Below are 24008 nucleotides of genomic sequence, written 5' to 3' on the forward strand. Positions count from 1 at the left end.
CGACACATTCGATGACATTTGGATGACATGCCCGAGTGCTGCGACAGGGTTAGCCTGCCGCCTCACTCCAGCAGCTTGTCCAGCGTAATCGGGAAGCGCCGGATGCGCTTGCCGGTGGCATGATAGACGGCGTTCGCAATCGCGGCCGGCACGCCGACGGTGCCGATTTCGCCGAGCCCCTTGATGCCCAACCGGTTGATGCGGTCGTCGGGCTCGTCGACGAAAATGACGTCAATGTCGTGGACGTCGGCGTTCACGGGAATGTGGTATTCGGCGATGTTCGCGTTCATGATGCGGCCGAAGCGGTGATCCATCACCGTCTCCTCGTGCAGCGCCATTCCAATTCCCCAGACTACCCCGCCCATGATCTGGCTGCGGCCCGTCTTGGTGTTCAGGATGCGTCCAGCCGCGACCGCACTCACGATCCGGGTGACGCGAATGACGCCGAGCTCTTCATCGATCTTGACCTCGACGAACACGGCCGAATGGGTGTTGCGCGCGTGCGACTTGTCCTCGGGGAACTCGTTCAGCTTCTCCTTCTCGATCCGCTCGACCTTGCCATGGCGCATCGCATCAGCAATCGAAACTGAGCGGCTGCGGTCGGCGGCCTTAGCAACCGTGCCGTCGAGGAGAATAATGTCTGGCACATCGACCCCGGCAAGCGGCGAGGCAGGCATCGCCTTGGCGTATCGCGCTAGCTCGCGGCGAATCTCTTCGGCTGCTCCCAGCACGGCGTGCGCGCTCGAGGCGGCCATCCATGAGCCGCCTTCCACCGGTGCCTGCGGCAGGCTCGAGTCCGCGAGCTTGACGCTGATGTTCTCGATCGGCAGCCCGAGGGCATCGGCCGCGACCTGCGCCACGATGGTGTAGGTGCCGGTGCCGATATCGGACGCGGCGCAGGAGACCTCGGCATGGCCGTTGGCCGTCAGCACGATGCGGACGGCGACCGGCATCTGCAGCGCTTCCCATACACCTGTCGCCATGCCCCAGCCGACCAGTTCCTTGCCGTCGCGCATGGAGCGCGGTGCCGGATTGCGCCTGCTCCAGCCGAACGCCTCCGCGCCGCGGGCGTAGCATTCGCGCAACTGCTTGCTGGTGTAAGGGAGGTCTTCGGTCTGGTCGCGATCCGAATAGCACTTCAGGCGCAATTCGAGCGGATCGAGCTTCAGCGCGACGGACAATTCGTCCATGGCGCATTCGAGCGCGCACACGCCCGTTGCCGCACCCGGTGCGCGCATGTCGCAGGGCGTCGAGACGTCGAGGTCGACCAGCTTGTGGGAATAGTGGCTGTTGGGGCTCTTGTAGAGCTGCTCGGCCCAGCCGGTGTCATTGCGAGAGAAATCCTCGTAGCGGGAGGTCACGGCAATCGCTTCATGGCTGACCGCATCGAGGGTGCCGTCCGGCTTTGCGCCGAGCGCAAGGCGCTCGATTGTCATGGGACGATAGCCCAGGCCATACATCTGCTGCCGCGTCAGCACGACGCGAACAGATCGCTTCAGTGCGAGCGCGGCAAGGGTTGCCAGCACGACCTGGTGTTGCGGCCGCAGGCCTGAGCCGAAGGCGCCGCCGACGTACGGCGAGATCACGCGGATGTCGTCGGGCTTCTTGCCGAAAACGCCGCAGAGAAACTTCTGGACGTTCTGGACGCCTTGCGTCTTGTCGTAGACCGTAAGCCCGCCACTGCCGTCCCAGACCGCCGTCGTCGCATAGAGCTCCATCGGATTGTGGTGCTCGCTCGGAATGACGTAGTCCGCCTCGTGGCGCACGGCCGCGCGCGTCAGGGCTGCTGCCGCATCACCACGCGGCTTGTGCGGCTGATCCACTTTGGAAGCCTTGCCGCGTTCGGATTCGAGATCGGTCGCAAACGCCTCCTGCTCATATTCGACGCGAACACGGGTTGCGGCGAACTTGGCGGTCTCCCAGTCCACCGCGACGACCAGTGCGATCGGCTGGCCGTTGAACTTGATCCTGTCGTCATAGAGCGGACGGAAGGGCGAGCCCTTCTCCGGCGCCACCTCATCCTTCCAGGCTTCGTCCTTGTCGGCGAGGGGCGGCCGATGTGCAGGGGTGAGCACGTCGACCACGCCCTTCACCTTCAGAGCCTCGCTGGTGTCGAGACGAGCGATGCGCCCGCGCGCGATGGCGGCCTCGACAACGAAGCCGTGAAGAAGACCTTCTGCTGCGAATTCGCCGGCATATTTGGCGGCCCCGGTGACCTTGGCCCGGCCGTCGACGCGCGACGTTGGTGTTCCGACATAGGCGTTCATCGGGACCTCATGCGATCTTCTTGTAAGCTTGTGACTGCGGTGTGGCGCTTGCGGCCTGCATCAGCGCACGCAGGACGGCTCGGCGCGCCAGCTCGATTTTGAATCCATTATGGGAGCGGGCAGTCGCTCCCTGCAGCAGCAGGTCGGCGGCGCGCCCGAAATGATCCGGTGTTGCCGCCTGGCCGCGCAATGCGGCTTCGGCCTCGAGGCTTCGCCAGGGCTTGTGAGCCACGCCGCCCAGCGCAAGGCGCGCTTCGCCGATTGCGTTGCCCTCCAGTTCGAGCGCGGCCGCGACGGAAACCAGAGCAAAGGCGTAGGAGAGCCGGTCGCGGATCTTCAGATAGCTGTAGTTTCGGGCAAAGCCGTGCGGCGGCAGCTCGATGGCGGTAATGATCTCGCCGCTGCCGAGATTGGTATCGAGATGAGGCTTGTCATCGGGAAGCCGATGGAAATCCGTCAGCGCGATGGTGCGCTGCCCCGAGGGGCCTGCGATGTGCACGAGCGCGCCGAGCGCGGCCAGCGCCACGCTCATGTCGGATGGATTGGTCGCGATGCAGGACGTGCTGGTGCCGAGGATGGCGTGGTTGCGGTTGAGGCCGTCGATGGCCGAGCAGCCCGTGCCGGGGGTTCGCTTGTTGCACGGCGTCGTGGTGTCATAGAAGTAGGGGCAGCGCGTTCGTTGCATCAGATTGCCGCCGACCGAGGCCATGTTGCGCAATTGCGCGGAGGCGCCGGCCAGGATGGCGCTGGCAAGCAGGGGATAGCGCTGCTCGATCGACGGATGGTAGGCGAGGTCCGAATTCGGCACCAAGGCGCCGATACGCAGGCCGCCGTCGGCGGTCTCCGCGAAGTCGCGGAGCGGCAAGCGGGAAATGTCGATCAGCCGGGAGGGCTGTTCGACATTCTCCTTCATCAGGTCGATCAGGTTGGTGCCGCCGGCAATCAGCTTCGCGCCGGGATCGGCGGCGAGCAGGCGGATGGCGTCGGCCACGTCGCTTGCGCGGGAATATTGGAAGTTGTTCATGACCGGCTCATTGCCTGCTCGATCGCAGCCACGATGTTGGGGTAGGCACCGCAGCGACAGAGGTTTCCGCTCATCAGCTCCCGGATCTCGTCCGCATCGCGCGCACGGCCTTCGGCCAACAGGCCCGCGGCGGAGCAAATCTGTCCCGGCGTGCAATAGCCGCACTGAAAGGCATCGTGGTCGATGAAGGCCTGTTGCAGGGGATGCAGCGCGCCGTCCGCGGCCAAGCCTTCGATCGTCGTGATCTCAGCGCCATCCTTCATGACGGCGAGGGTGAGACAGGAATTGACCCGTCTTCCGTCGACCAGCACGGTACAGGCACCGCATTGGCCGTGATCGCAGCCTTTCTTGCTGCCGGTCAGCTCCAGGCGATCACGCAGCGCATCCAGAAGCGTGGTCCAAGGCACGACTTCGAGCGCATACCTTTCGCCATTAACGACGAGGTTGATCGGAATGCGTTCGGGGATCGTAAGGTCGGCCATGGTCGGTTTCCCTGCGGAAAGGCCGAGTCGGGCAAATTGGGCAAGTGACGCGAGAATGCGTTGCCGCCGCTGGCCAATAGCGCCCAACGGATGAGGAGTTGCTTGGTTCCTGACCGGTTCTCCCGATCTGGATCGACGAGATCAGCGCTTCGTCTCGCCGAACACGACGGTCGGCACCGCGCGGTTAACGATCTCGCGCAGCGCGAAGCTCGATTGCACCCGCGCCACGCGTGGCAGGCGGGACAGCTCGGTGCGATGGATGCGCTCGAAATCCTGGATGTCGCGGGCGAGCACGATGAGGATGTAGTCGTCCGTCCCCGACATCAGGAAGCAGCGCACGACAGAGGGACATTTCGTCACCTCTGCCTCGAATGCCTTCAGCGCCTCGTCGCTCTGGCTTTCCAGCGCGATGCGAACCAGCACCGTGGTGGTAAGGCCGAACTGGCCGAGGTCGAGCGCGGCCTGGTAAGCCTGGATGTAGCCGTCATCCTCCAGCGCCTTCTGCCGCCGCGCCAGCGCCGTGCTCGACAAGCCGATCTTGTTGGCAAGCTCGGTGTGGCTGGCTCGCGCATTGGTCGTGAGTTCCGCGAGGATGGCGAGGTCTTTCCGGTCGAGGGCCAAGGTTTCGTTTCCAGCGCCAAAGGACGTTTTCGCGCCTGAAACCGGCGCGGGTGCCGCCAAGGTAGCGGATATTTGCACGAAACCAAACCGACGCTCTCGCTACGATCAACAATGGAATCAAAGCATTGGCGAAGGAGAGCAAGATGCGCGTCGGGGTGCCGAAGGAGATCAAGGTGCAGGAATATCGCGTCGGGCTCACCCCAGGGGCGGTCCGCGAATATGTCGCCGCCGGGCACCAGGTGATGGTCGAGAGCGGCGCCGGCAGCGGCATCGGTGCGTCCGACGAGGTGTACCGGCGGGCTGGGGCGTCCATTGCCGAGACGGCTCGCGAGATCTTTGCAAAGTCCGACATGATCGTGAAGGTGAAGGAGCCGCAGAAGAGCGAATGGGCTCAGCTTCGCGAAGGCCAGATCCTTTTTACCTATCTTCATCTTGCGCCGGATCCCGAGCAGGCCAAGGGCCTGCTTGCTTCCGGCTGCACCGCAATCGCCTATGAAACCGTCACGGACGCGAGTGGTCACCTCCCGCTGCTCGCCCCGATGAGCGAAGTCGCCGGCCGCCTCGCCATCGAGGCCGCCGGCGCCGCCCTCAAGCGCTCGGCCGGCGGCCGCGGTCTGCTGCTGGGCGGCGTGCCCGGCGTGCAGCCGGCTCGCGTCGTCGTCCTCGGCGGCGGCGTGGTCGGGACGCAGGCGGCGCGCATGGCCGCCGGCTTAGGTGCCGAAGTCACCGTGATCGACCGCTCGATTCCGCGCCTGCGCGAACTGGACGATCTCTTCGTCGGACGCGTGCGCACCCGCTTCTCGACCATCGAGGCGGTCGAGGACGAGGTGTTCGCCGCCGACGTCGTCATCGGTGCAGTGCTGGTGCCCGGCGCCAGCGCGCCGAAGCTCGTCACGCGCGCGATGCTGAAATCGATGCGGCCGGGAGCCGTGCTGGTCGACGTCGCGATCGACCAGGGCGGCTGCTTCGAGACCTCGCACCCGACCACGCACGCGGAGCCGACCTACGAGGTCGACGGCGTCGTGCACTATTGCGTCGCCAACATGCCGGGAGCGGTGCCGGTGACCTCGAGCCAGGCCCTGAACAACGCGACGCTGCCGTTCGGCCTGATGCTCGCGAACAAGGGCTTTGCGGCGGTCCTGGAGAATCCGCATCTGCGCAACGGGCTCAACGTGCATCGCGGCCGGGTGACGAACAAGGCGGTGGCGGAGAGTCTGGGGCTGGAGTTTGCGCCAGTAGAGAGCGGGCTGGCGGCTTAGCGAGATGGGCTACCGCCAATGCGGTGCCATCAACCGACTGGAAGATGGCGCTGCCGCCTTGCCCCGGGCCGGGAAGCCTGGCGCGGGAAGGGCGTTGTGACTGGAGTGGCGGTATCCAAATCGGCGGGAAGAAGAAAACTATTGCCGCGGTCCTGTCAGGAGGAAGGAGTTTCCCCTTACGAGGGCAAAAACGCCAATCGCTTCCATTGCTGTTTGGAGCCGAAACGACGACATTTGCGCCAGAAATTGGTGGATCGGCAGCCATGGAACGCACTGGATTTGAGCCCTTCGGCGAGCAACTGGTGTCCGCAACGGACACACAGCCGAAGTCTCGTGCGTCGAAGCTCCTGCTGCGGGCCGGCACCACCCTGTTCTGGTCGCTGGTCGCCGGCATCGTGCTGGCCCGTGCCGTCTTCTTCGAGCCGGGCATCTATGACGGCTTCAGCCGCGTCGCCTCGCTGGCCAAGAACCTGATCTTCTGAGGCCGCTTATTCCGGGCCGAGGACAGAACTTCTCTCGGTCCTGATATGTCGAAAACATATTTCCCAATTGGGTCGCACTGCGTATAAATCTTTCTCCTTCGGGAGAGATTTGTGTCGCAGAATCAAGCATCCAGCCCGGCCGATTCCAAGCCGGCCACCGCCGCGAGCCGTATTGCGGCGCTGATCCCGGGCATTCTCCTCTGTATCGCCGTGGCCGGTGTGTCGGCCCTGCTCGAGCGGGCCGAACTGGGCGTGTTCGAGCATCCCTATGTCGAGGCGCTGGTCATGGCGATCCTGCTCGGCATGGCGGTGCGCAGCTTCTGGAAGCCGGCCCCGCGCTGGCAGGCGGGTATCGCCTTCAGCGCCAAGCAGCTGCTCGAGGTCGCGGTCATGCTGCTCGGGGCCTCCATCAGCTTCGCTGCGATCGCGGCTTCCGGCATTGCGCTGCTCGCCTCCATTGCCGCGGTCGTCGTGGTCGCGCTCTGCGTCTCCTTCGGCCTCAGCCGGCTGCTCGGCCTGTCGACGCGGCTGTCGATCCTGATCGCCTGCGGCAACTCGATCTGCGGCAATTCCGCCATCGCCGCGGTGGCCCCCATCGTCGGCGCAAGCAACGACGAGATTGCATCCTCGATCTCCTTCACGGCGATCCTTGGCGTGATGATGGTGCTGGGCCTGCCGCTGCTGATCCCGCTGCTGCAATTGTCCGCAACGCAGTACGGCATCCTCGCCGGGCTCACCGTCTACGCGGTGCCGCAGGTGCTTGCCGCCACGGTGCCGGCAGGCCTCGTCTCGACCCAGATCGGCACGCTGGTGAAGCTGATGCGCGTCCTGATGCTCGGGCCGGTCGTTGTCGGCCTGTCGCTGGTCGCCTCGCGCTGGCAGAGCGATGCCCGGAAGACCAGCGTCGGCTTCTTCCGCCTGGTCCCCTGGTTCATCCTCGGCTTCCTTGCGCTTGCGACCCTGCGCTCGCTGGAGATCGTGCCGGCCACGGTGGTCGGCCCCGTGACGAAGATCACCGGCTTTCTCACGGTGGTCTCGATGGCAGCCCTCGGCCTTGGCGTCGACGTGCGCGTGCTCGCCAATGTCGGCGGCCGGGTGACGGCCGCCGTGACGCTGTCGCTGATGCTGCTGCTGGGGATCAGCATCGCACTGGTGCACTGGTTCAAATGATCATGGCATAGGGTGGGCAGAGGCGCGTAAGCGCCGTGCCCACCAGTTCTATAACAGACGGAGAATGGTGGGCACGCTTTCGCTTTGCCCACCTACGAGACCGTCAATGCTGCGAGCGGGAAGCTAAATCACGTCCGCCAGCGAATGGCCCTGCAGCTCGATGTTCAGCCCCTGCATGCCCATGTCGTTGATCTCGCCGCCCATCGCCTTCAGGCTCTCTTCGCGAATCAGCGACATCAGCCCGCGGCGGAGCGCCAAAAACTCCGACGACATCATCATCGATTGCTGACGCGGCCGCTCCAGCGGAATCGGGATCTCCGCCTTGATCGAACCGGGCCGCGCGGTCATGCAGTACACGCGGTCGGAGAGGAAGATCGCCTCGTCGATGTCGTGGGTGACGAACAAGACCGAGATCTTCAACCGCTGCCACATGTTGGTAAGGATCTGCTGCATGATGACGCGCGTCTGCGCATCGAGGGCGCCGAACGGCTCATCCAGTAGCAGCACCTTCGGTCCCGTAGCCAGCGCGCGGACGATGCCGACGCGCTGCTTCATGCCGCCGGAGAGCTTTTCCGGATAGTGCTTTTCGAACACCTCCAGACCCGCGAGCCCCAAGAGCGTGCGCGCCGCCCGCTCGCGCTGCGATCGCGGCATGCCGCGCATCTTCAGCCCGAACTCGACGTTCTCCCGCACCGTCTTCCAGGGAAACAGTGAATATTGCTGGAACACCATGCCGCGCTCGGCGCTAGGGCCGTTCACGCGCTCGCCGTCGACCGTCACGATGCCGGTAGTCGGCTTGAGGAAGCCGGCGACGGCGTTGAGAAGCGTCGATTTTCCACAACCGGAAGGACCGACGATCGAGACGAACTCGCCCGGCTTCACATGGATCTGCGTGTCAGTCACGGCCTGGACCGCTCCCTCGATCGTCTCGTAGGCGAGGGAGAAGTTTTTGACCTCAATGTGGCCCTTCGGCGGACTCGCAACTAATTCGCTCATGTCGATCTCCACGGCATTACCAGCTTCCCTGCACCCCGGATCAGCAGGCTCGATCCGAGCCCGAGCACCCCGATCGCGATCATGCCGAGGGCGATGTCGGCGTACTGGACCAGCGAATAGGCCTCCCACGTGAAATAGCCGATGCCGTATTGGCCCGAGATCATCTCGGCGGCGATCAGCGAGACCCAGGCGACGCCCATGCCGACAGTAAGGCCGGTGAAGATGTGAGGCAGCGATGCCGGAAAATACACTTCGCGGAAGATCGAGCGCTCGCGCGCGCCGAGGCATTGCGCGGCGCGCACCAGCACGGGGTCGACCAGCGACATGCCGTGCAACGTGTTGACCAGGATCGGGAAGAACGAGCCGAGGAAGGTAATGAAGACGATGCTCTGCTCGTTGGTCGGCCACAGCATGATCGCCATCGGCACCCAGGCGATCGCCGGAATCGGCCGCAGCACCTCCGCGACCGGGAAGATTACCTCATGAACCAGCTTGAAGCGGCCCATGATGAGGCCGAGCGGCACGCCGATGATCGCCGCCAGCGAGAAGCCGATGAAGATGCGCCGGCAGCTGAGCAGGATGTGCATCAGGAATTTGGGATCGTGGATCGCCTTGGTGAAGCTCGCATAGACCGCGAGCGGCGAGGGCACGTTGGTGAAGCGCACGAAGAACACGACGCGATAGGTCGTGAGCAGGTGCCAGACCAGCAGGAACGCGAACAGCGAAATCACGCCGATCGCGGCCGCGCGCAGACCTGACCGATTGAGCCGGTACCAGCGCAAGGCGAGTGTGTCGAAGGACGGCGGCGTCGTAGGCGGGGTGATGGCAGCGGGCGAGGAGCCCGCCTCTGCAAGTGCTGTTGCCGGCATGCTGTCCTCGGGAGGTCTGACGAGGGCGGGGCTGCTCACGTCTTGCCTCCGACTGCGGCCTTTAGGGCGTCGTCGAAGCCGAGCACCTTACCGCTGATCTTGGCGGCATAGGCTTCGGCATCCTTCTTCAGCAGGAACGGGGCGAGTTCGCCATTGCCGACCGCAAAGAAGGCCTGATCGGCGAACAGCTTGATGCCGCGCGTGGTGTCGAAGACGTAGGCGACGTTGATCTTTTTGCCCTTGGCCTTGTAGTCGGCATAGGCACCGAGTGTGCAACTCGCGGACGAGAACGGCAAGATACCGGCGTCATCGACCCAGACCTCGCCGGCCTTGCGGGGATCCGCGATCGGCTTCTTGCAGAAACCATCTTCACCCGAAATTTCATAGTTCTTGGTGCTCGCAAGCTGCGCATCATAGTCGAGCTTCATATCGGCATAGGCTTTGCGGATGTAGCTGTCGTCGACCCATTTCTTCGGATCGAACTCCTTCATGCGGCCGAGATTCTGCAGCACCTTGACGTCGGTCGTGGCCGCATCGATCAGCGCCGGCTTGATGGTGGGATCAGTGGTCATGTTGCCGCTGGGGCCGAGGAAGATGTAGACGACTTCCTTGCTGATGCCGGTCCATTCCTGGATCTTTTCCGCGGCGAGCTTGGGATCGTCGCGCAGCCACTGATTGGCAGCGATCAGCGCCTTGAAGTAGGCGACGACGACCTCCGGATATTTTTGGGCGAAGTCGGTGCGAACCACGATGCCGTGGAAGGTCGGCAAGTTCGTCTCGACACCGTCGAAGATCTTTCGCGCGAAGCCGCGGAACGGCAGCAATTCCGCAAAGGGGACGAAATCGGCATGCCCGTCAATCTTCTTCTCCTGCAGATTGGTTGAGCCCACTTCCGGGCTCTGGCTGACGAGCTGGAAGAAGTCAGATGCGTAGCCGCGATCCTGCATAGCCTTCAGCACCATGCCGTGCGCGGCGGAGCCGAAGGGAACGCTGACCAACTTGCCCTTGAGATCGGCGAGGTCGTAATAGGGCGAGTCCTTGTGGACGACGAGGCCGTTGCCTGAGCCGGACAGGCTGTAGGCGGCGATGCCGATCAGGCGGCTCTTGCTCTCGGGGTTACTCTCGAAAGTGAAGCCGTTCACGATCAGCGGATAGTCGCCCATCATGCCGATCTGCAGCTTGTTAGCCATCATCGCGTTGGTGACGGGCGGACCTGAGGTGAAGTTCTGCCACTCCAGCTCGAACTTGATGTTGGCGTATTTGCCGTCCTTCGGCAGGTATTTTTCCAGCAGACGCAACTGGCGGATGACGACCCCGGCGGTCACCGTGTTGGTTGTGGTGTCCTGGGTTCCGATGCCGAGCGTGACGGTTTCCGCGGCGGCCGGCTGCGCGGTGAGAAGCGCCAGCGACGTCACTGACATCGCGATCGAGAGCGTGGGAAGATGGCGGACCATTCTCATCCTCTTTCGGTTGGATGTGCTGTGGTTGCCATGATTGGTTGAGGGCACCGGCAGGGCAAATCCGGAATGACGACAGCGGTCGATTAGTTGCCCGGAAAAGGTGATTGCATACTCCTTGAGCAGTTCTGCACTATAAAGCCGCTTGCCTGTGCATCGGTCTTCGCTGCAAATTCTCCTAGTCGGATGCGTGACCGCGCATCTCCTCCAGCACGTCGGTACGGCAGACGACGATCTGCGACCGCTTGGTCAACACGATTCCCTTCTCTTGCATGCGCTTCAGGCTGATCGTGACCCATTGCCTGGTGGCGCCGACCATGTGGGCGATGTCGGCGTGGGTGAAGGCGGCGGCGATGACGGTGCCGTCAGCATCCTCGACGCCGTAAAGCTCAACGAGGTGCAACAACAGATGCGCGAGGCGTTGGGTGATCGAGCGCGTGCCCAGCATCTGCGCGAGCGCCGAATAGCACTTCCCCTTGAACGTGAGGCCCTCGATCAGGCCGATCGCGAGGTTCGGGATCTCTGCGGCAAGCGACCGCAATTCCTTTCCGGGCAAGTGCACGACGCTGCAATTGCTGGAGGCGACGCCGGACCATTGATGCACGGTGCCTTCGAACACTTCGGGGCCGCCGACGAAATTGCCGACGTGCCAATAGGCGAGCGTGATCTCGCGCCCGAGCGGCGAGGTGTAGAACACGCGAATGCGGCCGCTCTCGATTAGCCAGATGCCGTCATGCTTGCCGCCCTGGCTGAACAGCGTCTGGCCGCGGTTCAGAACTTTTCGCCGCCCCTGCTTCAGCACCAATTCGCGCTCGTGCGGCGAGAGCTTGTCCATCAGCGCCGGCGGACCGCCAATCCATTGCTGGTTCTCGGTGAGCAGCAGGGAGGAACTGCCTGCAGGCCGGGCTGCTGGGGGAGCGGCCCCACGAACCACATTCGCCGCCTGCAACATTGTCTGCCTCCGGAACGTTCAAATCGTTCTAAAGAGGAGCAATGTCCGTGCCAGATTTACTCCGGCGTCATCGCCCGGCTTGGTCGGGCGACCCGGTATTCCAGAGACTTCATTGCGATACGGAGAGGCCGCGGCATACCGACTTCCCCGCCTTCGCGGGGAATGACAGCGGAGTTTGTGGAGCGGCCCGTAGCCCCTACCGCCCAGCCAGACTGAGCAAATACGGCTTCGGATATATCCCCCGGTTGTGCCCATCCGAAAACGAGATGTTCAGACCATAGCCGAGATCGCCGATCCCGGTGATCGCAATCCCGGGAAACGCCTCCGGGAAGCGGCCGTCGAAACGGGCGCGGGTGCAGTGGGCGCATTTGCATGAGAGGCGGAGTTTCTCGGCGGGCACGCTGAGCGCGCCGTCCTGCGTGGTGCGGACGAGAAGGGCGGCGAGATCGGCGCTGGCTTCATAGTTGGCAACGGTCGGTGCCACCAAGGTCATGGTCATGACGAACCTCCGACTTCTATCTATGCCGGCACCGGCGCGGCGAATAGCAACTAATTGCCGGCGCCGGCATGACCGCGTGCCTGGTCTTCGATCACCACGCGCGAAATGTGAAACTAATCGACCGGGAATTTCACTTCTGAATTGCCGGGCCCCCCTCTCTCCATGACCTTGTCGTCATCGACAAGGAGAGACCATGAGTTCATTTCAGAAGGAAACGGTTTTGTCAGTCAGGCATTGGACCGACTCCCTGTTCAGCTTCACCGCGACGCGCGATCCCGGCTTTCGTTTCCAGAACGGCCAGTTCGCGATGATCGGACTGGAGGTCGAGGGCAAGCCGTTGATGCGGGCCTACAGCATGGCCAGCGCCAATCACGAGGAGGCGCTCGAGTTTTTCTCGATCAAGGTACAGGATGGCCCGTTGACCTCGCGCCTGCAGAAGATCAGGGAGGGCGACATCATCCTGGTCGGCCGCAAAGCGACGGGCACGCTGATCACCGGCAATCTCATTCCGGGAAAGCGCCTGCTGCTGCTCTCGACCGGAACCGGCCTTGCCCCCTTCGCCAGCCTGATCAAGGACCCGGATGTCTATGAGAACTACGAGACCATCGTGCTCGCTCATGGCTGCCGGCAGGTCTCCGAACTCGCTTACGGCGAGCGCCTCGTCGAAGGTCTGCGCGATCACGAATTCTTCGGGCCACTGATCCGCGACAAGCTCGTCTACTATCCGACCGTCACCCGCGAGCCGTTCCGCAACCGCGGCCGCATCACCGACCTGATCGCCTCGAACCAGCTGTTCGACGATATCGGTCAGTCCGCCCTCGATATCGGGACCGACCGCATCATGCTGTGCGGCAGCCCGGCGATGCTCGAGGAACTCCACGCGATGTTCTCCGCGCGCGGCTTCGTCGAGGGCAACCACAGCCAGCCCGGCCATTTCGTGATTGAAAAGGCTTTTGTCGAGCGCTGAGGCCAAATCGCTGTCCGGCGACAACTAATTGCTATCGCCGGACATCCACCTGAACAAATCTGATGCACAGGCGCCGCGGGTCGGCGAACCAGGAGCAAGTGATGTCACTAGATCAGATCGTCGACGGACTTTCGGAGGTTTCCTGCGATGTGCTCGTGATCGGCGGCGGCACGGCCGGCCCGATGGCGGCGCTGAAGGCGAAGCTGAAAAACCCGAAGGCCAACGTCGTTCTGCTCGAAAAGGCCAATGTCAAGCGCTCCGGCGCGATCTCGATGGGGATGGACGGGCTGAACAATGCCGTCATTCCCGGTTACGCCACGCCGGAGCAGTACACCAAGGAAATCACTATTGCTAATGACGGCATCGTCGACCAGAAGGCGGTCTATAAATACGCGCAGAATTGCTACAAGATCATCGAAGAGCTGGACAGCTTCGGCATCCGCTTTCTGAAGAACGAGAACGGTGACTACGCGGTCAAGAAGGTGCACCACATCGGCACCTATGTGCTGCCGATGCCGAACGGCGAAACCGTGAAGAAGGCGCTGTACCGCCAGCTCCGCCGCGCGCGCATCCTCATTTCCAACCGCTACATGGCGACGCGGCTGCTCAAGTCGACCGACGGCCGGATTGCCGGTGCCATCAGCGTCAACACCCGCACTGCCGAGATCCTGGTGATCAAGGCCAAGGCCGTGATCCTCTGCATGGGCGCCGCCGGTCGGCTCGGTCTGCCGACCTCCGGCTACATGTTCGGCACCTACGAGAACGCCGCCAATTCCGGCGACGGCTACGCCATGGCCTATCACGCCGGCGCAGCGCTCGCGAACCTCGAATGCTTCCAGATCAACCCCCTGATCAAGGACTATAATGGGCCCGCCTGCGCCTATGTCGCTGGTCCCTTCGGCGCCTACACGGCGAACAATGAGGGATCGCGCTTCATCGAATGCGACTACTGGTCCGGCCAGATGATGCTGGAGTTCTACAACGAGCTGCTGTCAGGCAAGGGCCCGGTGTTCCTCCAGCTCAGGCATCTCCATCCCGACACCATTTCCGAGATCGAGTCCACGCTGCACAAGGTCGAGCGTCCGACGCGCGGCCTGTTCCAGCAGGGGCGCGGGGTCGACTACCGCAGCGAGTCCATCGAGATGCACATCTCCGAGATCGGCTTCTGCTCCGGGCATAGCGCCTCAGGCGTGTTCGTTGACGACAATGCCCGTACCACAGTGCCCGGCCTCTATGCCGCCGGCGACATGGCGAGCGTCCCGCACAATTATATGCTTGGCGCCTTCACCAACGGCTCGGTCGCCGGCATCGACGCGATGGAGTACGCCGACAGCCAAGACTTCGCGGAGTTTGACGCGGCCGACGTCGCGATGGAGCGCGAGCGCGTGATGGCGCCGACCAAGCGTGAGGACGGCATTCCGCCGAACCAAATCGAGTACAAGACCCGCCGCTTGGTCAACGACTATCTCCAGCCGCCGAAAGTCACGCGCAAGTACGAGCTCGGCATGCGCCGGCTCGCTGAGGCGAGGGACGACATGCAAGAGCGCATGATCGCGCGCAATGCGCACGAATTGCTCCGCGCGCTCGAGGTGCAATCGATCATGGACTGCGCCGATATGGCCGCGCACGCTTCGCTCTACCGCGAGGAGAGCCGCTGGGGACTCTATCACTGGCGCACGGATTTCCCGGAGAAGGACAACGAGAACTGGTTCTGTCACACGCTGCTCTCCAAGCGGGACGGCAAGATGACCAGCGAGAAGCGGGCGGTCGAGCCCTACGTCGTGCCGATCGCGGACGACGAGAAGGACCTCTACGACAAGCAGCGCATTCGCGCCTCCGCCTGACCACCAGAACACAGCAATAGGAGACATCAAATGCCTCTCGCGTCCTATCAGACATCGGTTCCGGTGGTCGTCGACGATGCCAAATGCATCGCGGACAAGGGCTGCACGGTGTGCGTCGACGTCTGCCCGCTCGACGTGCTGCGCATCAGCGACATGACCAAAAAAGCTTACATGGCCTATGATGAGTGCTGGTACTGCATGCCCTGCGAAGCGGATTGTCCGACCGGCGCCGTCACCGTCAACATTCCCTATCTGTTGAGGTGAGCATGTCGAGCCCGTTCGAAGCCTACGACGACCTTGAAGATGCAGACGAGCGGCTGCAGGCCGCCGATCCCGCCGAGCGCCGCGTCGCCATCATCGCGCTCGGCCATTCCGGAGACCCGGCCGCGGTCGCTCATCTCGCCGACATGGTCGCCGATCCCGATGCCGGCGTGCGCCAGCAGGTCGCGATGGCGCTCGGGGAGTTCGACGGGCCGGAGGCGGCAAGCGCGCTGGTCAAACTGCTGGTCGATCCCGAGAGGATCGTCGCGGCGGCTGCGGCCGACAGCATGGCTGAATTCAAGGATCCCGCCTGCGCCGACGCGATCCTGCCGCTGATCAGGCATACCCACGCCTTCGTCCGCATGGGCGCTCTGCGCGCACTGAAGGAACTGCGCCGCAGGGATACACTCAAGCCCGCTCTGGAAGCACTCCAGGACACCGACGCCGCCGTACGTGTGCAGGCGATCGGCGTGATCGGCTTCCTCAAGCTGGAGGAATCGATTCCGGCGCTGACCGCGCTGATCAACGATCCCGATGCCCATGTGCGCCGCGCCGCCGTGAGTGCGCTAGCCTTTTCTCAGATGAAGCCGGCGGCAGAGACCATCACCCGCGCGCTGAAGGATCCGGATTGGATGGTCCGTGAGATGGCCGCGGAGACGCTGGGTCTGAACGTGAACGGTGCAATCGCGGCTGATCAGCTCGTCGCTTGTCTCGCGGACGAGTTTTGGCAGGTGCGGCTCAAGGCGATCCGCAGCCTTGGAAAGATGAAGATCGAGCGCGCGGTGCGGCCGATTGGTAGTTGCATCAATCACGACCAGGCGAACCTACGCAAAGAGGCCGCCGCCGCGCTAGGCGAGATTGCCCATCCCGACGGCGAGGCATTCCTCGCCGTAATCGCCGATGATCCTGATCCCGATGTCCGTAAGAATGCGCGCTGGGCACTGCACCAGATTGCGGCACGAAAGGCGCGGGCAGGGGCATAATTGCACGGCGGGTCGCCGCTCTGGACTTCCCCCGCCAGACGTTTATTGGTCTTCGCCAACGGGAACGGCCGCTGCGAACGCGGCCGATCCCTAAAAACAGCGAGGACGCGGCCATGACGACATTGACGGTAAAAGACCTTCTCCCCGAGGACGGCACGCGGGGAACATTGGCTGGCCGCGTCTGGCTGCCGCAGGTGAATGGGCCGGCCGTGGTCGCCGTGCGCGACGACGGCGTGTTCGACGTCACTGCGAAGTTTCCGACCATCAGCGCGCTCTGCGAGGCGGACGATCCCGCCAAGGCGCTTGCCGCCACCAAGGGCGAGCGCATCGGTGATCTCGAGGCGATCGTGGCCAACACCCCGCCGGACCGTCGCGATCCCCAAAAACCCTGGCTGCTCGCGCCCGTCGATCTCCAGACGTTGAAGGCCGCCGGCGTCACCTTCGCGATCTCGATGCTGGAACGTGTCATCGAAGAGCGCGCCAAGGGCAATCCGGCCTCGGCCGAAGCGATCCGGAAAGAAGTGACGCGCCTGATCGGCGACGATCTGTCGAAGCTCAAGCCGGGATCGGACCAGGCGATGCACCTGAAGCAGGTGCTGATCGATCAGAACGCCTGGAGCCAATATCTCGAGGTCGGCATTGGTCCGGATGCCGAGGTCTTCACCAAGGCGCCCACCTTGTCGTCGGTCGGCACCGGCATGGACGCCGGCCTGCATCCGAAATCGACCTGGAACAATCCCGAGCCCGAGCTGGTGCTGTTCGTCTCGAGCCGCGGCAAGATCGTCGGCGGCGCGCTCGGCAACGACGTGAACCTGCGCGACTTCGAGGGTCGCTCGGCGCTGCTGTTGTCGAAGGCCAAGGACAACAACGCGTCCTGTTCGATCGGCCCGCTGCTGCGTCTGTTCGACGACACCTTCACGCTCGACGACGCGCGCAGGCTGGACATCAGCCTGAACGTCACGGGCACGGACGGTTTCGTTCTCGACGGCCATTCCTCGATCAGCAAGATCAGCCGCGATCCGACCGATCTCGTCGCGCAGACCATCGGCAAGGTGCATCAATATCCCGATGGCTTCGTGCTGTTCCTCGGCACCATGTTCGCGCCCGTGAAAGATCGCGATGCGCCGGGGCAGGGATTCACCCACAAGCGCGATGACATCGTCACGATCGCGGCGCCTCAGCTCGGCAAGCTCGTCAACCGCATGCGCACCAGCGACGAGTGCGAGCCCTGGACGTTCGGCATCGGCGCGCTGATGAAGAACCTGGCGCAACGGAAGCTGATTTAGCGCTGCTGCCCTTAGCCTCCCGCAAGCGGGCGAAGGTCGCATCTTCGCCGCGCTGACAGCTGAAGCTCAAACGAGCCCGCCTTACTTTTTTCATCTCCTCGTTGCATGAGGGGAACAAAATCGCGCTGAGCGTGTCATAATCAGCTCGCCGCCACCTACCTGCGTTTTCCTCCAAATAGTAAAATAATATGACTAGTCGGAACTCCACTTCCGTGAAATAGTGCCCAGCGCTGGCCCGAAGGCCGGCCTGTGGGTGCCATGATACCAATGGGCGCCCCGGATAACATCTTGGGAGACACGCCTGATGACCCCTAAAGCCCTCTTTGCGGCCAGCGCCATGGCCGCCTTGTTGCTCGCGACCCCGGCCAGCGCCGGCGAGCTCACCATCGGCTTCTCGCAGATCGGATCGGAATCCGGCTGGCGCGCGGCCGAGACGTCCGTGTCCAAGCAGGAAGCTGCCAAGCGGAAGGTCAACCTCAAGATCGCCGACGCCCAGCAGAAGCAGGAGAACCAGATCAAGGCGATCCGCTCCTTCATCGCGCAGAATGTCGATGCGATCTTCCTCGCGCCTGTCGTCTCGACGGGATGGGATTCGGTGCTGAAGGAAGCCAAGGAGGCCAAGATCCCGGTCGTGCTGCTCGACCGCGACATCGATCCCTCCGGCAAGGAGCTCTATCTCACCGCCGTCACCTCCGACAGCGTGCATGAAGGAGAGGTCGCCGGCGACTGGCTGGCGAAGACGGTCGGCAACAAGGCCTGCAACATCGTCGAATTGCAGGGCACGGTCGGCGCCAGCGTCGCGGCCAACCGCAAGAAGGGCTTCGACACTGCGATTGCCAAGCACGCGAACCTGAAGGTTGTGCGCAGCCAGACCGGCGACTTCACCCGCGCCAAGGGCAAGGAGGTGATGGAGAGCTTCATCAAGGCCGAAGGCGGCGGCAAGTCGATCTGCGCGGTCTATGCCCACAACGACGACATGATGGTGGGCGCGATCCAGGCGATGAAGGAAGCCGGCCTCAAGCCCGGCAAGGAGATCCTCACCGTCTCGATCGACGCGGTGCCCGACATCTTCAAGGCGATGGCCGCGGGCGAAGCCAACGCCACAGTCGAATTGACGCCGAACATGGCCGGCCCCGCGCTCGATGCCATCGCGGCGTTCAAGGACAAGGGTACGGTGCCACCGAAATGGATCCAGACCGAGTCGAAGCTCTATACCGCCGCCGATGATCCGCAGAAGATCTACGACAGCAAGAAGGGCCTCGGTTACTGAGGTGGGCTCCGCCGGACCGCGTCTTGCGGTCCGGCACCCCCTTTCAAAACCGCTGCGCGAACGAGTAGGCTTGGCGTCCGCGCTGTCCGCGGGCGCCGGTGGGAGTGACGTCGCGATGGAAAACAGCCTTGATCCTGCTCTGCCGCTGCTGGAGGTGCGCGGGATCAGCAAGAGCTTTGGTGCGGTGCGCGCGTTGCAGGAGGTCGACTTCACGCTGCGCGCCGGTGAGATTCATGCGCTGCTCGGCGAGAACGGCGCCGGCAAGTCCACGCTGATCAAGGTCGTCACCGGCGTGTTTCCGCGCGATGTCGGCATCGTCAGGCTCGGCGGTGAGGAGATCGCGCCGCGCTCGGCCAAGGCAGCACTCGCAGCGGGCATCGCGACCGTCTACCAGGAGGTCAACTTGCTGCCGAACCTTTCGGTGGCGCAGAACCTGTTCCTCGACCGCCAGCCGATGCGTTTCGGCATCGTGCGCGAAGGCGAGATGCGGCGCCGCGCCAAGGCTCTGCTCGCGGATTTCGGCCTCGACATCGACGTCGCCGCGCCGCTCGGCAATTATTCGGTGGCGATTCAGCACGTCACCGCGATTGCGCGCGCGGTGGATCTCTCCGCCCGGGTGCTGATCCTGGACGAGCCGACCGCGAGCCTCGACCGGCACGAGGTCGAGATTCTCTTCCGTATCATGCGCCAGCTCGCGGGGCGCGGCATCGGCATCGTCTTCGTCAGCCACTTCCTCGACCAGGTCTACGAGATCTCCGACCGCATCACCGTGCTGCGTAACGGCCGCCTCGTCGGCGAGCGCGAGACCGCCTCGCTGCCGCGGCTGGAATTGATCCGGATGATGCTCGGCCGCGAGCTGGCGGAAACCACCGCGCGGGCGGCGACGCGTGAGCGCCAGGCCGGCGAGGTGTGTGCGAGCTTCGAGAGTTACGGAAAGGCCGGCTATGTCGCGCCGTTCGATCTCGAGCTGCGTCACGGCGAGGTGGTCGGTCTGGCCGGGCTGCTCGGCTCAGGCCGCACCGAGACGGCGCGGCTGGTGTTCGGCGCCGAGCGCGCGGATCGTGGGCAGGCGAGGGTGGCGGGCGCAGCCGTTCGGCTGCAGTCGCCGCGCGACGGCGTTCGTCACGGCTTTGGCTATTGCCCGGAGGAGCGCAAGACCGACGGCATCGTCGCCGAGCTCAGCGTGCGCGAGAACATCGTGCTCGCGCTCCAGGCCAAGCGCGGGCTGCATCGGCCGCTGTCGCGCCGCGAGCAGGACGAGATCGCGCGCCGTTACGTCAAGATGCTCGACATCCGCCCGCCCGATCCGGAGCGCCCGGTCGGCCTGCTCTCCGGCGGCAACCAGCAAAAAGTGCTGCTGGCGCGCTGGCTCGCGACCTCGCCGCGGCTGCTCGTGCTGGACGAGCCGACCCGCGGCATCGATGTCGGCGCGCATGCCGAGATCATCCGCCTGATCCGCGAGCTCTGCGACGACGGGCTTTCGCTGCTCGTCATCTCCTCCGAACTGGATGAGATCGTTACGTATTCCGATCGCGTGGTCGTGCTGCGCGACCGCGCCCATGTCGAGGAGCTCAAGGGCGAGGCGATCGACGTCGGCAACATTCTCGCCGCCATTGCCGCCGATAGCGTCGCTGTTGCGCTTGAGGCCCACACATGACAGCGCTGTTGCCGCGCCGCGGCCTTGCCCAGATCCTGGCGCTGATCGTCATCCTCGCGGTCGATCGCGTGGTTTCGCCGCAATTCTTCGACCTGCGCCTGCAGGATGGCCGTCTGTTCGGCAGCCTTATCGACGTGCTCAACCGCGGCACGCCGGTGGCGCTGCTCTCCCTCGGCATGGTGTTGGTGATCGCGACGCGCGGCATCGATCTGTCGGTCGGTGCCGTGATGGCGATCTGCGGTGCGATCGCCGCGAGCCTAGCCGACAGTCATAGTCTCCCGATCGTGCTGGCGGCTGCGCTTGCGGCGGGCCTCGTCTGCGGCCTCTGGAACGGCTTTCTCGTCGCCGTGCTCGGCATGCAGCCGATCGTGGCGACCTTGATCCTGATGGTCGCGGGGCGCGGCATCGCCCAGCTCATCACCGAAGGACGCATCGTGACGTTCTCCTCGCCGGATCTGGTGTGGCTCGGCAATGGCTCGGTGCTCGGCCTGCCGGTGCCGGTCGTGATTGCGTTGGGCATGCTCATCCTCACCGGCGCGGTCGTGCGTGGCTCCGCGCTAGGTCTCCTGATCGAGGCAACCGGCGGCAACGCGCGGGCGAGCGAGCTCGCCGGCGTCGGCACACGCGCAATGATTTTGGCCGTCTACGTCTGGTGCGGCGTCTGCGCCGCGCTCGCCGGCGTGATCGCGGCGGCCGACATCATGGGTGCAGACGCCAACAATGCCGGCCTCTGGCTCGAGCTCGATGCGATCCTCGCCGTGGTGATCGGCGGCACCTCGCTGTTCGGCGGCCGATTCAGTCTCGTGCTGGCCGTGCTGGGTGCGCTGATCATCCAGACCATGAACACCGGCATCCTGCTGTCGGGCTACCCGCCGGAGTTCAATCTGCTGGTCAAGGCGGTGGTGGTGCTCGCGGTGCTGCTGCTGCAATCGCCGAAATTCTCCGGTCTCGCCGGAATCGCCACGTGGCTGCGGAGGGCCAAAGCATGAAAGGCCTGCCGCCCGTCCTGATCACGGCGATCGTGCTCGTTGCGGCCTTTGCGCTCTGCGCCATGCAATTCCCCAACATCGCCTCCACCCGCGTGGTCGGCAATCTGCTCACCGACAATGCCTTCCTGGGGATCGTCGCGACCGGCATGACGTTCGTGATCATCTCCGGCGGCATCGACCTCTCGGTCGGCTCGGTGATCGGCTTCACCACCGTATTCGTCGCGCTGGCTATCGAGCGCTGGGGCGTCCCGCCGCTGGTCGCTTTCGTCGCCATCCTCGCGCTCTCGGCGGCGTTTGGCGCGGCGATGGGCGCCGTCATCCACGTCTTCGATCTGCCACCTTTCATCGTGACGCTGGCCGGCATGTTCCTGGCGCGCGGCGCGAGCTTCCTGCTGTCGACCGAATCGGTGCCGATCAACGCGCCGATCTATTCGACGGTGTCAGATTTTGCACTGCGGATGCCCGGCGGCGGCCGGCTGACGGCCATCGCGATCATCATGCTCCTGATCGTGATCGGCGGCGCCCTGCTGCTGCATCTCACCCGGTTCGGCGCCAACGTCTATGCGCTCGGCGGCAGCCGGGCCACCGCGAGCCTGATGGGCGTTGCCGTCGGCAAGATGACGATCAAGATCTACATGCTGTCGAGCCTGCTCGCGGGGCTCGCCGGGATCGTCTTCTCTTTCTACACCAGCGCCGGCTATTCGCTCTCCGCCGTCGGCGTCGAGCTCGACAGCATCGCCGCCGTTGTGATCGGCGGCACGCTGCTCACCGGCGGCCAGGGCTCGGTGGTCGGAACATTCCTCGGCGTGCTCATCCAGGGCCTGATCCAGACCTACATCAATTTCGACGGCACGCTGTCGAGCTGGTGGACCAAGATCGCGACCGGCGTGCTTCTGTTCGCCTTCATCGCCCTGCAACAGGGGCTGGTCACGCTTGCGCGCCGGCCGGCGGTGAAACATATGGGAGCGGCGTCATGACCTCGCGGATCGTCGTTATCCCGACGCGGCGGGCCCACTCCAACCATGCGGAGGTGGCGCGTTCGATCGGCGTCGACATCATCGCCGGCCGCTATGCGGAAGGCACGCGCCTGCCTGGTGATGCCGAGATGATCGCGATGTTCGGTGTGTCGCGGCCGGTGCTGCGCGAGAGCGTGAAGACGCTGGTCGCCAAGGGCCTGCTCACCACCAAGGCGCGGGTCGGCACGGTCGTGCGCGAGCGCGGCGCCTGGAACATGTTCGACGCGGACGTGCTGGCCTGGCACCTCGACGCCGGCATCGACAAGCGCTTCCTCAACGACCTCGCCGAGATCCGTCTGGCGGTCGAACCGCGCGCGGCGATGCTGGCGGCCACGCAGCGGTCCGCGGAGGACATCAGCGAGCTTCGCCGCTGCATGGATCGCATGCGGCGTGAAGCCTCCGACTCGGTCGGCTTTGCCGATGCCGATCTCGCGCTTCACGTTGGTGTGGCGCGCGCCTCCGGCAATCTATTCATGCGCTCGGTCGGGCATGTCATCGAAGCAGCGCTGCGTGCATCGTTCCTGCTCAGCGCCCCGGTCGAAACCGAGGACCGCGAGACGGTGCTGCTGTGGCATCAGAGGATCGTCGATGCCATCGTCGCGGGCGATGCCGACGCCGCATCCGAGGCCATGGTCTATGTCATTCACAATGGCATGCGCCGCCACGACAGTACGGTGATCGAGACCGCCCCGGCCGATCCGCTGCCATCGACCGATACCGGAGAACAAGCGTGACAGACCTTCGCATCGCCATCGTCGGCTTCGGCAAGATCGCGCGGGACCAGCATGTGGCGGCGATCGCCGCCACACCGGGTGCAATGCTCGCCGCCGTGGCCAGCCGCAATGCCTCGCTACCGAGGGTGCCGCATTTTGCAACCATCGAGGAATTGCTTCAGAAGGGGCCGCCGATCGACGCCGTCTCGCTCTGCACGCCGCCGCAGGTGCGACGGGTCCAGGCCGCGGCGGCGCTCGCCGCCGGCAAGCATGTCATGCTGGAGAAGCCGCCGGGCACCGGGGTTGCCGAGCTTGATCCGTTGATTGCGATGGCGGCGGGTGCGAAGCGGACATTGTTTGCGACCTGGCATTCGCGCTCTGCGCCGGCGGTCGAGCCGGCCCGGCAATGGCTCGCCGAGCGGTGCATCAACTCGGTGCACATCAGCTGGAAGGAGGATGTCCGCGTCTGGCATCCCGGGCAGGGCTGGATCTGGGAGCCGGGCGGCCTCGGCGTGTTCGATCCCGGCATCAATGCGCTGTCGATCCTGACCAGGATTCTGCCGAAGCCCGTGTTCGTCACCGCGGCCGAGCTGGCCTTTCCCGCCAACTGCCAGGCGCCGATCGCGGCCAACCTGAACCTGACGGATATCAGCGGCCTGCCCGTGACTGCCGAGTTCGACTTCCGCCAGACCGGGCCGCAGAGCTGGGATATCCTCGTCGAGACCGATCAGGGCCGGCTGACGCTATCAAGCGGTGGCGCGCGCATGGCCGTCGACGGCAAGGTGCTTGCCGAAGGACCTGATCAGGAATATCGCGGACTCTACCGGCGCTTCGTCGAGCTTGCAGCGGCCGGCGCAAGTGACGTCGATCTGACGCCGCTCCGTCTCGTCGCCGACGCCTTCCTGCTCGGCAAGCGCACGATCGTCGAACCGTTTGTGGATTGA

The 24008-nt window shown here is 64.3% G+C and carries 23 protein-coding genes; 14 read left to right on the plus strand and 9 right to left on the minus strand.

All coding sequences use genetic code 11. From position 1 onward, the window contains the following. Positions 1–62 precede the first annotated feature (62 nt). The 4 genes from N2602_RS13920 to N2602_RS13935 all read right to left on the minus strand — a co-directional run bounded on the left by N2602_RS13920 (position 63) and on the right by N2602_RS13935 (position 4394). Positions 63–2267 carry a xanthine dehydrogenase family protein molybdopterin-binding subunit gene (locus N2602_RS13920; RefSeq protein WP_260382977.1) on the minus strand — a complete coding sequence of 735 codons (2205 nt, stop codon included), beginning with the start codon at positions 2265–2267 and terminating at the stop codon, positions 63–65. 7 nt (positions 2268–2274) lie between these two features. Then, on the minus strand, positions 2275–3291 hold the full coding sequence (locus N2602_RS13925) for a xanthine dehydrogenase family protein subunit M (RefSeq protein ID WP_260382978.1): 1017 nt from the start codon (positions 3289–3291) through the stop codon (positions 2275–2277). Continuing rightward, complete coding sequence (locus N2602_RS13930) at positions 3288–3773, minus strand: (2Fe-2S)-binding protein (protein WP_212256994.1); 486 nt, start codon at positions 3771–3773, stop codon at positions 3288–3290. Before N2602_RS13930 ends, N2602_RS13925 begins: the two co-directional genes overlap by 4 nt. Positions 3774–3914: 141 nt before the next feature. Continuing rightward, positions 3915–4394, minus strand: coding sequence for an Lrp/AsnC family transcriptional regulator (locus N2602_RS13935; RefSeq protein WP_036035057.1), 480 nt, complete (start codon positions 4392–4394; stop codon positions 3915–3917). A gap of 143 nt (positions 4395–4537) precedes the next feature. Here N2602_RS13935 and ald point away from each other — a divergent pair, with 143 nt between their 5' ends. The 3 genes from ald to N2602_RS13950 all read left to right on the plus strand — a co-directional run bounded on the left by ald (position 4538) and on the right by N2602_RS13950 (position 7305). After that, positions 4538–5653, plus strand: a complete 1116-nt coding sequence (gene ald / locus N2602_RS13940) for an alanine dehydrogenase (RefSeq protein WP_260382979.1) — start codon at positions 4538–4540, stop codon at positions 5651–5653. Positions 5654–5916: 263 nt separating this feature from the next. After that, positions 5917–6135, plus strand: a complete 219-nt coding sequence (locus tag N2602_RS13945; RefSeq protein ID WP_260382980.1) for a hypothetical protein — start codon at positions 5917–5919, stop codon at positions 6133–6135. 111 nt (positions 6136–6246) lie between these two features. Further along, a complete protein-coding gene (locus tag N2602_RS13950; RefSeq protein ID WP_260382981.1) occupies positions 6247–7305 on the plus strand; it encodes a YeiH family protein in 1059 nt (352 codons plus the stop codon). Between the two features lie 123 nt (positions 7306–7428). Here N2602_RS13950 and N2602_RS13955 read toward each other — a convergent pair whose 3' ends face one another. The 5 genes from N2602_RS13955 to N2602_RS13975 all read right to left on the minus strand — a co-directional run bounded on the left by N2602_RS13955 (position 7429) and on the right by N2602_RS13975 (position 12072). Continuing rightward, the gene (locus N2602_RS13955) at positions 7429–8301 is read right to left on the minus strand and encodes an ABC transporter ATP-binding protein (protein WP_260382982.1); all 873 of its coding nucleotides are present in this window, start codon (positions 8299–8301) and stop codon (positions 7429–7431) included. After that, positions 8298–9209, minus strand: a complete 912-nt coding sequence (locus N2602_RS13960) for an ABC transporter permease (RefSeq protein ID WP_409241905.1) — start codon at positions 9207–9209, stop codon at positions 8298–8300. Before N2602_RS13960 ends, N2602_RS13955 begins: the two co-directional genes overlap by 4 nt. After that, positions 9206–10624, minus strand: coding sequence for an ABC transporter substrate-binding protein (locus N2602_RS13965; RefSeq protein WP_260382983.1), 1419 nt, complete (start codon positions 10622–10624; stop codon positions 9206–9208). Before N2602_RS13965 ends, N2602_RS13960 begins: the two co-directional genes overlap by 4 nt. A 181-nt stretch (positions 10625–10805) precedes the next feature. Next, positions 10806–11579 carry a Crp/Fnr family transcriptional regulator gene (locus N2602_RS13970; RefSeq protein WP_260382984.1) on the minus strand — a complete coding sequence of 258 codons (774 nt, stop codon included), beginning with the start codon at positions 11577–11579 and terminating at the stop codon, positions 10806–10808. Positions 11580–11775: 196 nt separating this feature from the next. Beyond that, the gene (locus tag N2602_RS13975) at positions 11776–12072 is read right to left on the minus strand and encodes a DUF971 domain-containing protein (protein ID WP_260383651.1); all 297 of its coding nucleotides are present in this window, start codon (positions 12070–12072) and stop codon (positions 11776–11778) included. A gap of 199 nt (positions 12073–12271) precedes the next feature. Between N2602_RS13975 and N2602_RS13980 the strand changes: the two genes are divergently transcribed. The 11 genes from N2602_RS13980 to N2602_RS14030 all read left to right on the plus strand — a co-directional run bounded on the left by N2602_RS13980 (position 12272) and on the right by N2602_RS14030 (position 24008). Then, positions 12272–13045: a ferredoxin--NADP reductase gene (locus N2602_RS13980; RefSeq protein WP_260382985.1), complete on the plus strand. Its 774-nt coding sequence runs from the start codon at positions 12272–12274 to the stop codon at positions 13043–13045. A 101-nt stretch (positions 13046–13146) separates the two neighbouring features. Further along, positions 13147–14889, plus strand: coding sequence for a fumarate reductase/succinate dehydrogenase flavoprotein subunit (locus N2602_RS13985; RefSeq protein ID WP_260382986.1), 1743 nt, complete (start codon positions 13147–13149; stop codon positions 14887–14889). 30 nt (positions 14890–14919) lie between these two features. Next, positions 14920–15153 carry a ferredoxin family protein gene (locus tag N2602_RS13990; RefSeq protein ID WP_024339914.1) on the plus strand — a complete coding sequence of 78 codons (234 nt, stop codon included), beginning with the start codon at positions 14920–14922 and terminating at the stop codon, positions 15151–15153. A 2-nt stretch (positions 15154–15155) separates the two neighbouring features. Further along, positions 15156–16133 carry a HEAT repeat domain-containing protein gene (locus N2602_RS13995; protein WP_260382987.1) on the plus strand — a complete coding sequence of 326 codons (978 nt, stop codon included), beginning with the start codon at positions 15156–15158 and terminating at the stop codon, positions 16131–16133. Between the two features lie 113 nt (positions 16134–16246). Next, positions 16247–17419 carry a fumarylacetoacetate hydrolase family protein gene (locus N2602_RS14000; RefSeq protein ID WP_260382988.1) on the plus strand — a complete coding sequence of 391 codons (1173 nt, stop codon included), beginning with the start codon at positions 16247–16249 and terminating at the stop codon, positions 17417–17419. Between the two features lie 304 nt (positions 17420–17723). Then, positions 17724–18689: a galactofuranose ABC transporter, galactofuranose-binding protein YtfQ gene (ytfQ, locus tag N2602_RS14005; protein WP_172784311.1), complete on the plus strand. Its 966-nt coding sequence runs from the start codon at positions 17724–17726 to the stop codon at positions 18687–18689. Between the two features lie 115 nt (positions 18690–18804). After that, positions 18805–20346, plus strand: a complete 1542-nt coding sequence (locus tag N2602_RS14010; protein ID WP_260382989.1) for a sugar ABC transporter ATP-binding protein — start codon at positions 18805–18807, stop codon at positions 20344–20346. Then, positions 20343–21335 (plus strand): ABC transporter permease, encoded by a 993-nt coding sequence (locus N2602_RS14015; protein ID WP_260382990.1) that lies wholly within the window; start codon positions 20343–20345, stop codon positions 21333–21335. Before N2602_RS14010 ends, N2602_RS14015 begins: the two co-directional genes overlap by 4 nt. Further along, positions 21332–22312, plus strand: a complete 981-nt coding sequence (gene yjfF / locus N2602_RS14020) for a galactofuranose ABC transporter, permease protein YjfF (protein ID WP_172784314.1) — start codon at positions 21332–21334, stop codon at positions 22310–22312. The genes N2602_RS14015 and yjfF overlap by 4 nt, the downstream gene beginning before the upstream one ends. Next, positions 22309–23085, plus strand: coding sequence for a FadR/GntR family transcriptional regulator (locus tag N2602_RS14025; RefSeq protein ID WP_260382991.1), 777 nt, complete (start codon positions 22309–22311; stop codon positions 23083–23085). Before yjfF ends, N2602_RS14025 begins: the two co-directional genes overlap by 4 nt. Continuing rightward, entirely contained in the window at positions 23082–24008 is a 927-nt protein-coding gene (locus N2602_RS14030; protein ID WP_260382992.1) for a Gfo/Idh/MocA family protein, read from the plus strand. The genes N2602_RS14025 and N2602_RS14030 overlap by 4 nt, the downstream gene beginning before the upstream one ends.

The organism is Bradyrhizobium sp. NC92 (assembly GCF_025200865.1).
Classification (GTDB): domain Bacteria; phylum Pseudomonadota; class Alphaproteobacteria; order Rhizobiales; family Xanthobacteraceae; genus Bradyrhizobium.

What these genes read in the sequence shown, in the direction of transcription:
- N2602_RS13985 (WP_260382986.1), top strand. Translation starts at nt 13,147, where the DNA reads ATGTCACTAGATCAGATCGTCGACGGACTTTCGGAGGTTTCCTGCGAT.
- N2602_RS13995 (WP_260382987.1), top strand. Translation starts at nt 15,156, where the DNA reads ATGTCGAGCCCGTTCGAAGCCTACGACGACCTTGAAGATGCAGACGAG.
- yjfF (WP_172784314.1), top strand. Translation starts at nt 21,332, where the DNA reads ATGAAAGGCCTGCCGCCCGTCCTGATCACGGCGATCGTGCTCGTTGCG.
- N2602_RS14025 (WP_260382991.1), top strand. Translation starts at nt 22,309, where the DNA reads ATGACCTCGCGGATCGTCGTTATCCCGACGCGGCGGGCCCACTCCAAC.
- N2602_RS13965 (WP_260382983.1), bottom strand. Translation starts at nt 10,624, where the DNA reads ATGGTCCGCCATCTTCCCACGCTCTCGATCGCGATGTCAGTGACGTCG.
- ytfQ (WP_172784311.1), top strand. Translation starts at nt 17,724, where the DNA reads ATGACCCCTAAAGCCCTCTTTGCGGCCAGCGCCATGGCCGCCTTGTTG.
- N2602_RS13930 (WP_212256994.1), bottom strand. Translation starts at nt 3,773, where the DNA reads ATGGCCGACCTTACGATCCCCGAACGCATTCCGATCAACCTCGTCGTT.
- ald (WP_260382979.1), top strand. Translation starts at nt 4,538, where the DNA reads ATGCGCGTCGGGGTGCCGAAGGAGATCAAGGTGCAGGAATATCGCGTC.
- N2602_RS14015 (WP_260382990.1), top strand. Translation starts at nt 20,343, where the DNA reads ATGACAGCGCTGTTGCCGCGCCGCGGCCTTGCCCAGATCCTGGCGCTG.
- N2602_RS13945 (WP_260382980.1), top strand. Translation starts at nt 5,917, where the DNA reads ATGGAACGCACTGGATTTGAGCCCTTCGGCGAGCAACTGGTGTCCGCA.
- N2602_RS13955 (WP_260382982.1), bottom strand. Translation starts at nt 8,301, where the DNA reads ATGAGCGAATTAGTTGCGAGTCCGCCGAAGGGCCACATTGAGGTCAAA.
- N2602_RS14010 (WP_260382989.1), top strand. Translation starts at nt 18,805, where the DNA reads ATGGAAAACAGCCTTGATCCTGCTCTGCCGCTGCTGGAGGTGCGCGGG.
- N2602_RS13990 (WP_024339914.1), top strand. Translation starts at nt 14,920, where the DNA reads ATGCCTCTCGCGTCCTATCAGACATCGGTTCCGGTGGTCGTCGACGAT.
- N2602_RS14000 (WP_260382988.1), top strand. Translation starts at nt 16,247, where the DNA reads ATGACGACATTGACGGTAAAAGACCTTCTCCCCGAGGACGGCACGCGG.
- N2602_RS13920 (WP_260382977.1), bottom strand. Translation starts at nt 2,267, where the DNA reads ATGAACGCCTATGTCGGAACACCAACGTCGCGCGTCGACGGCCGGGCC.
- N2602_RS13980 (WP_260382985.1), top strand. Translation starts at nt 12,272, where the DNA reads ATGAGTTCATTTCAGAAGGAAACGGTTTTGTCAGTCAGGCATTGGACC.
- N2602_RS13970 (WP_260382984.1), bottom strand. Translation starts at nt 11,579, where the DNA reads ATGTTGCAGGCGGCGAATGTGGTTCGTGGGGCCGCTCCCCCAGCAGCC.
- N2602_RS13925 (WP_260382978.1), bottom strand. Translation starts at nt 3,291, where the DNA reads ATGAACAACTTCCAATATTCCCGCGCAAGCGACGTGGCCGACGCCATC.
- N2602_RS13975 (WP_260383651.1), bottom strand. Translation starts at nt 12,072, where the DNA reads ATGACCTTGGTGGCACCGACCGTTGCCAACTATGAAGCCAGCGCCGAT.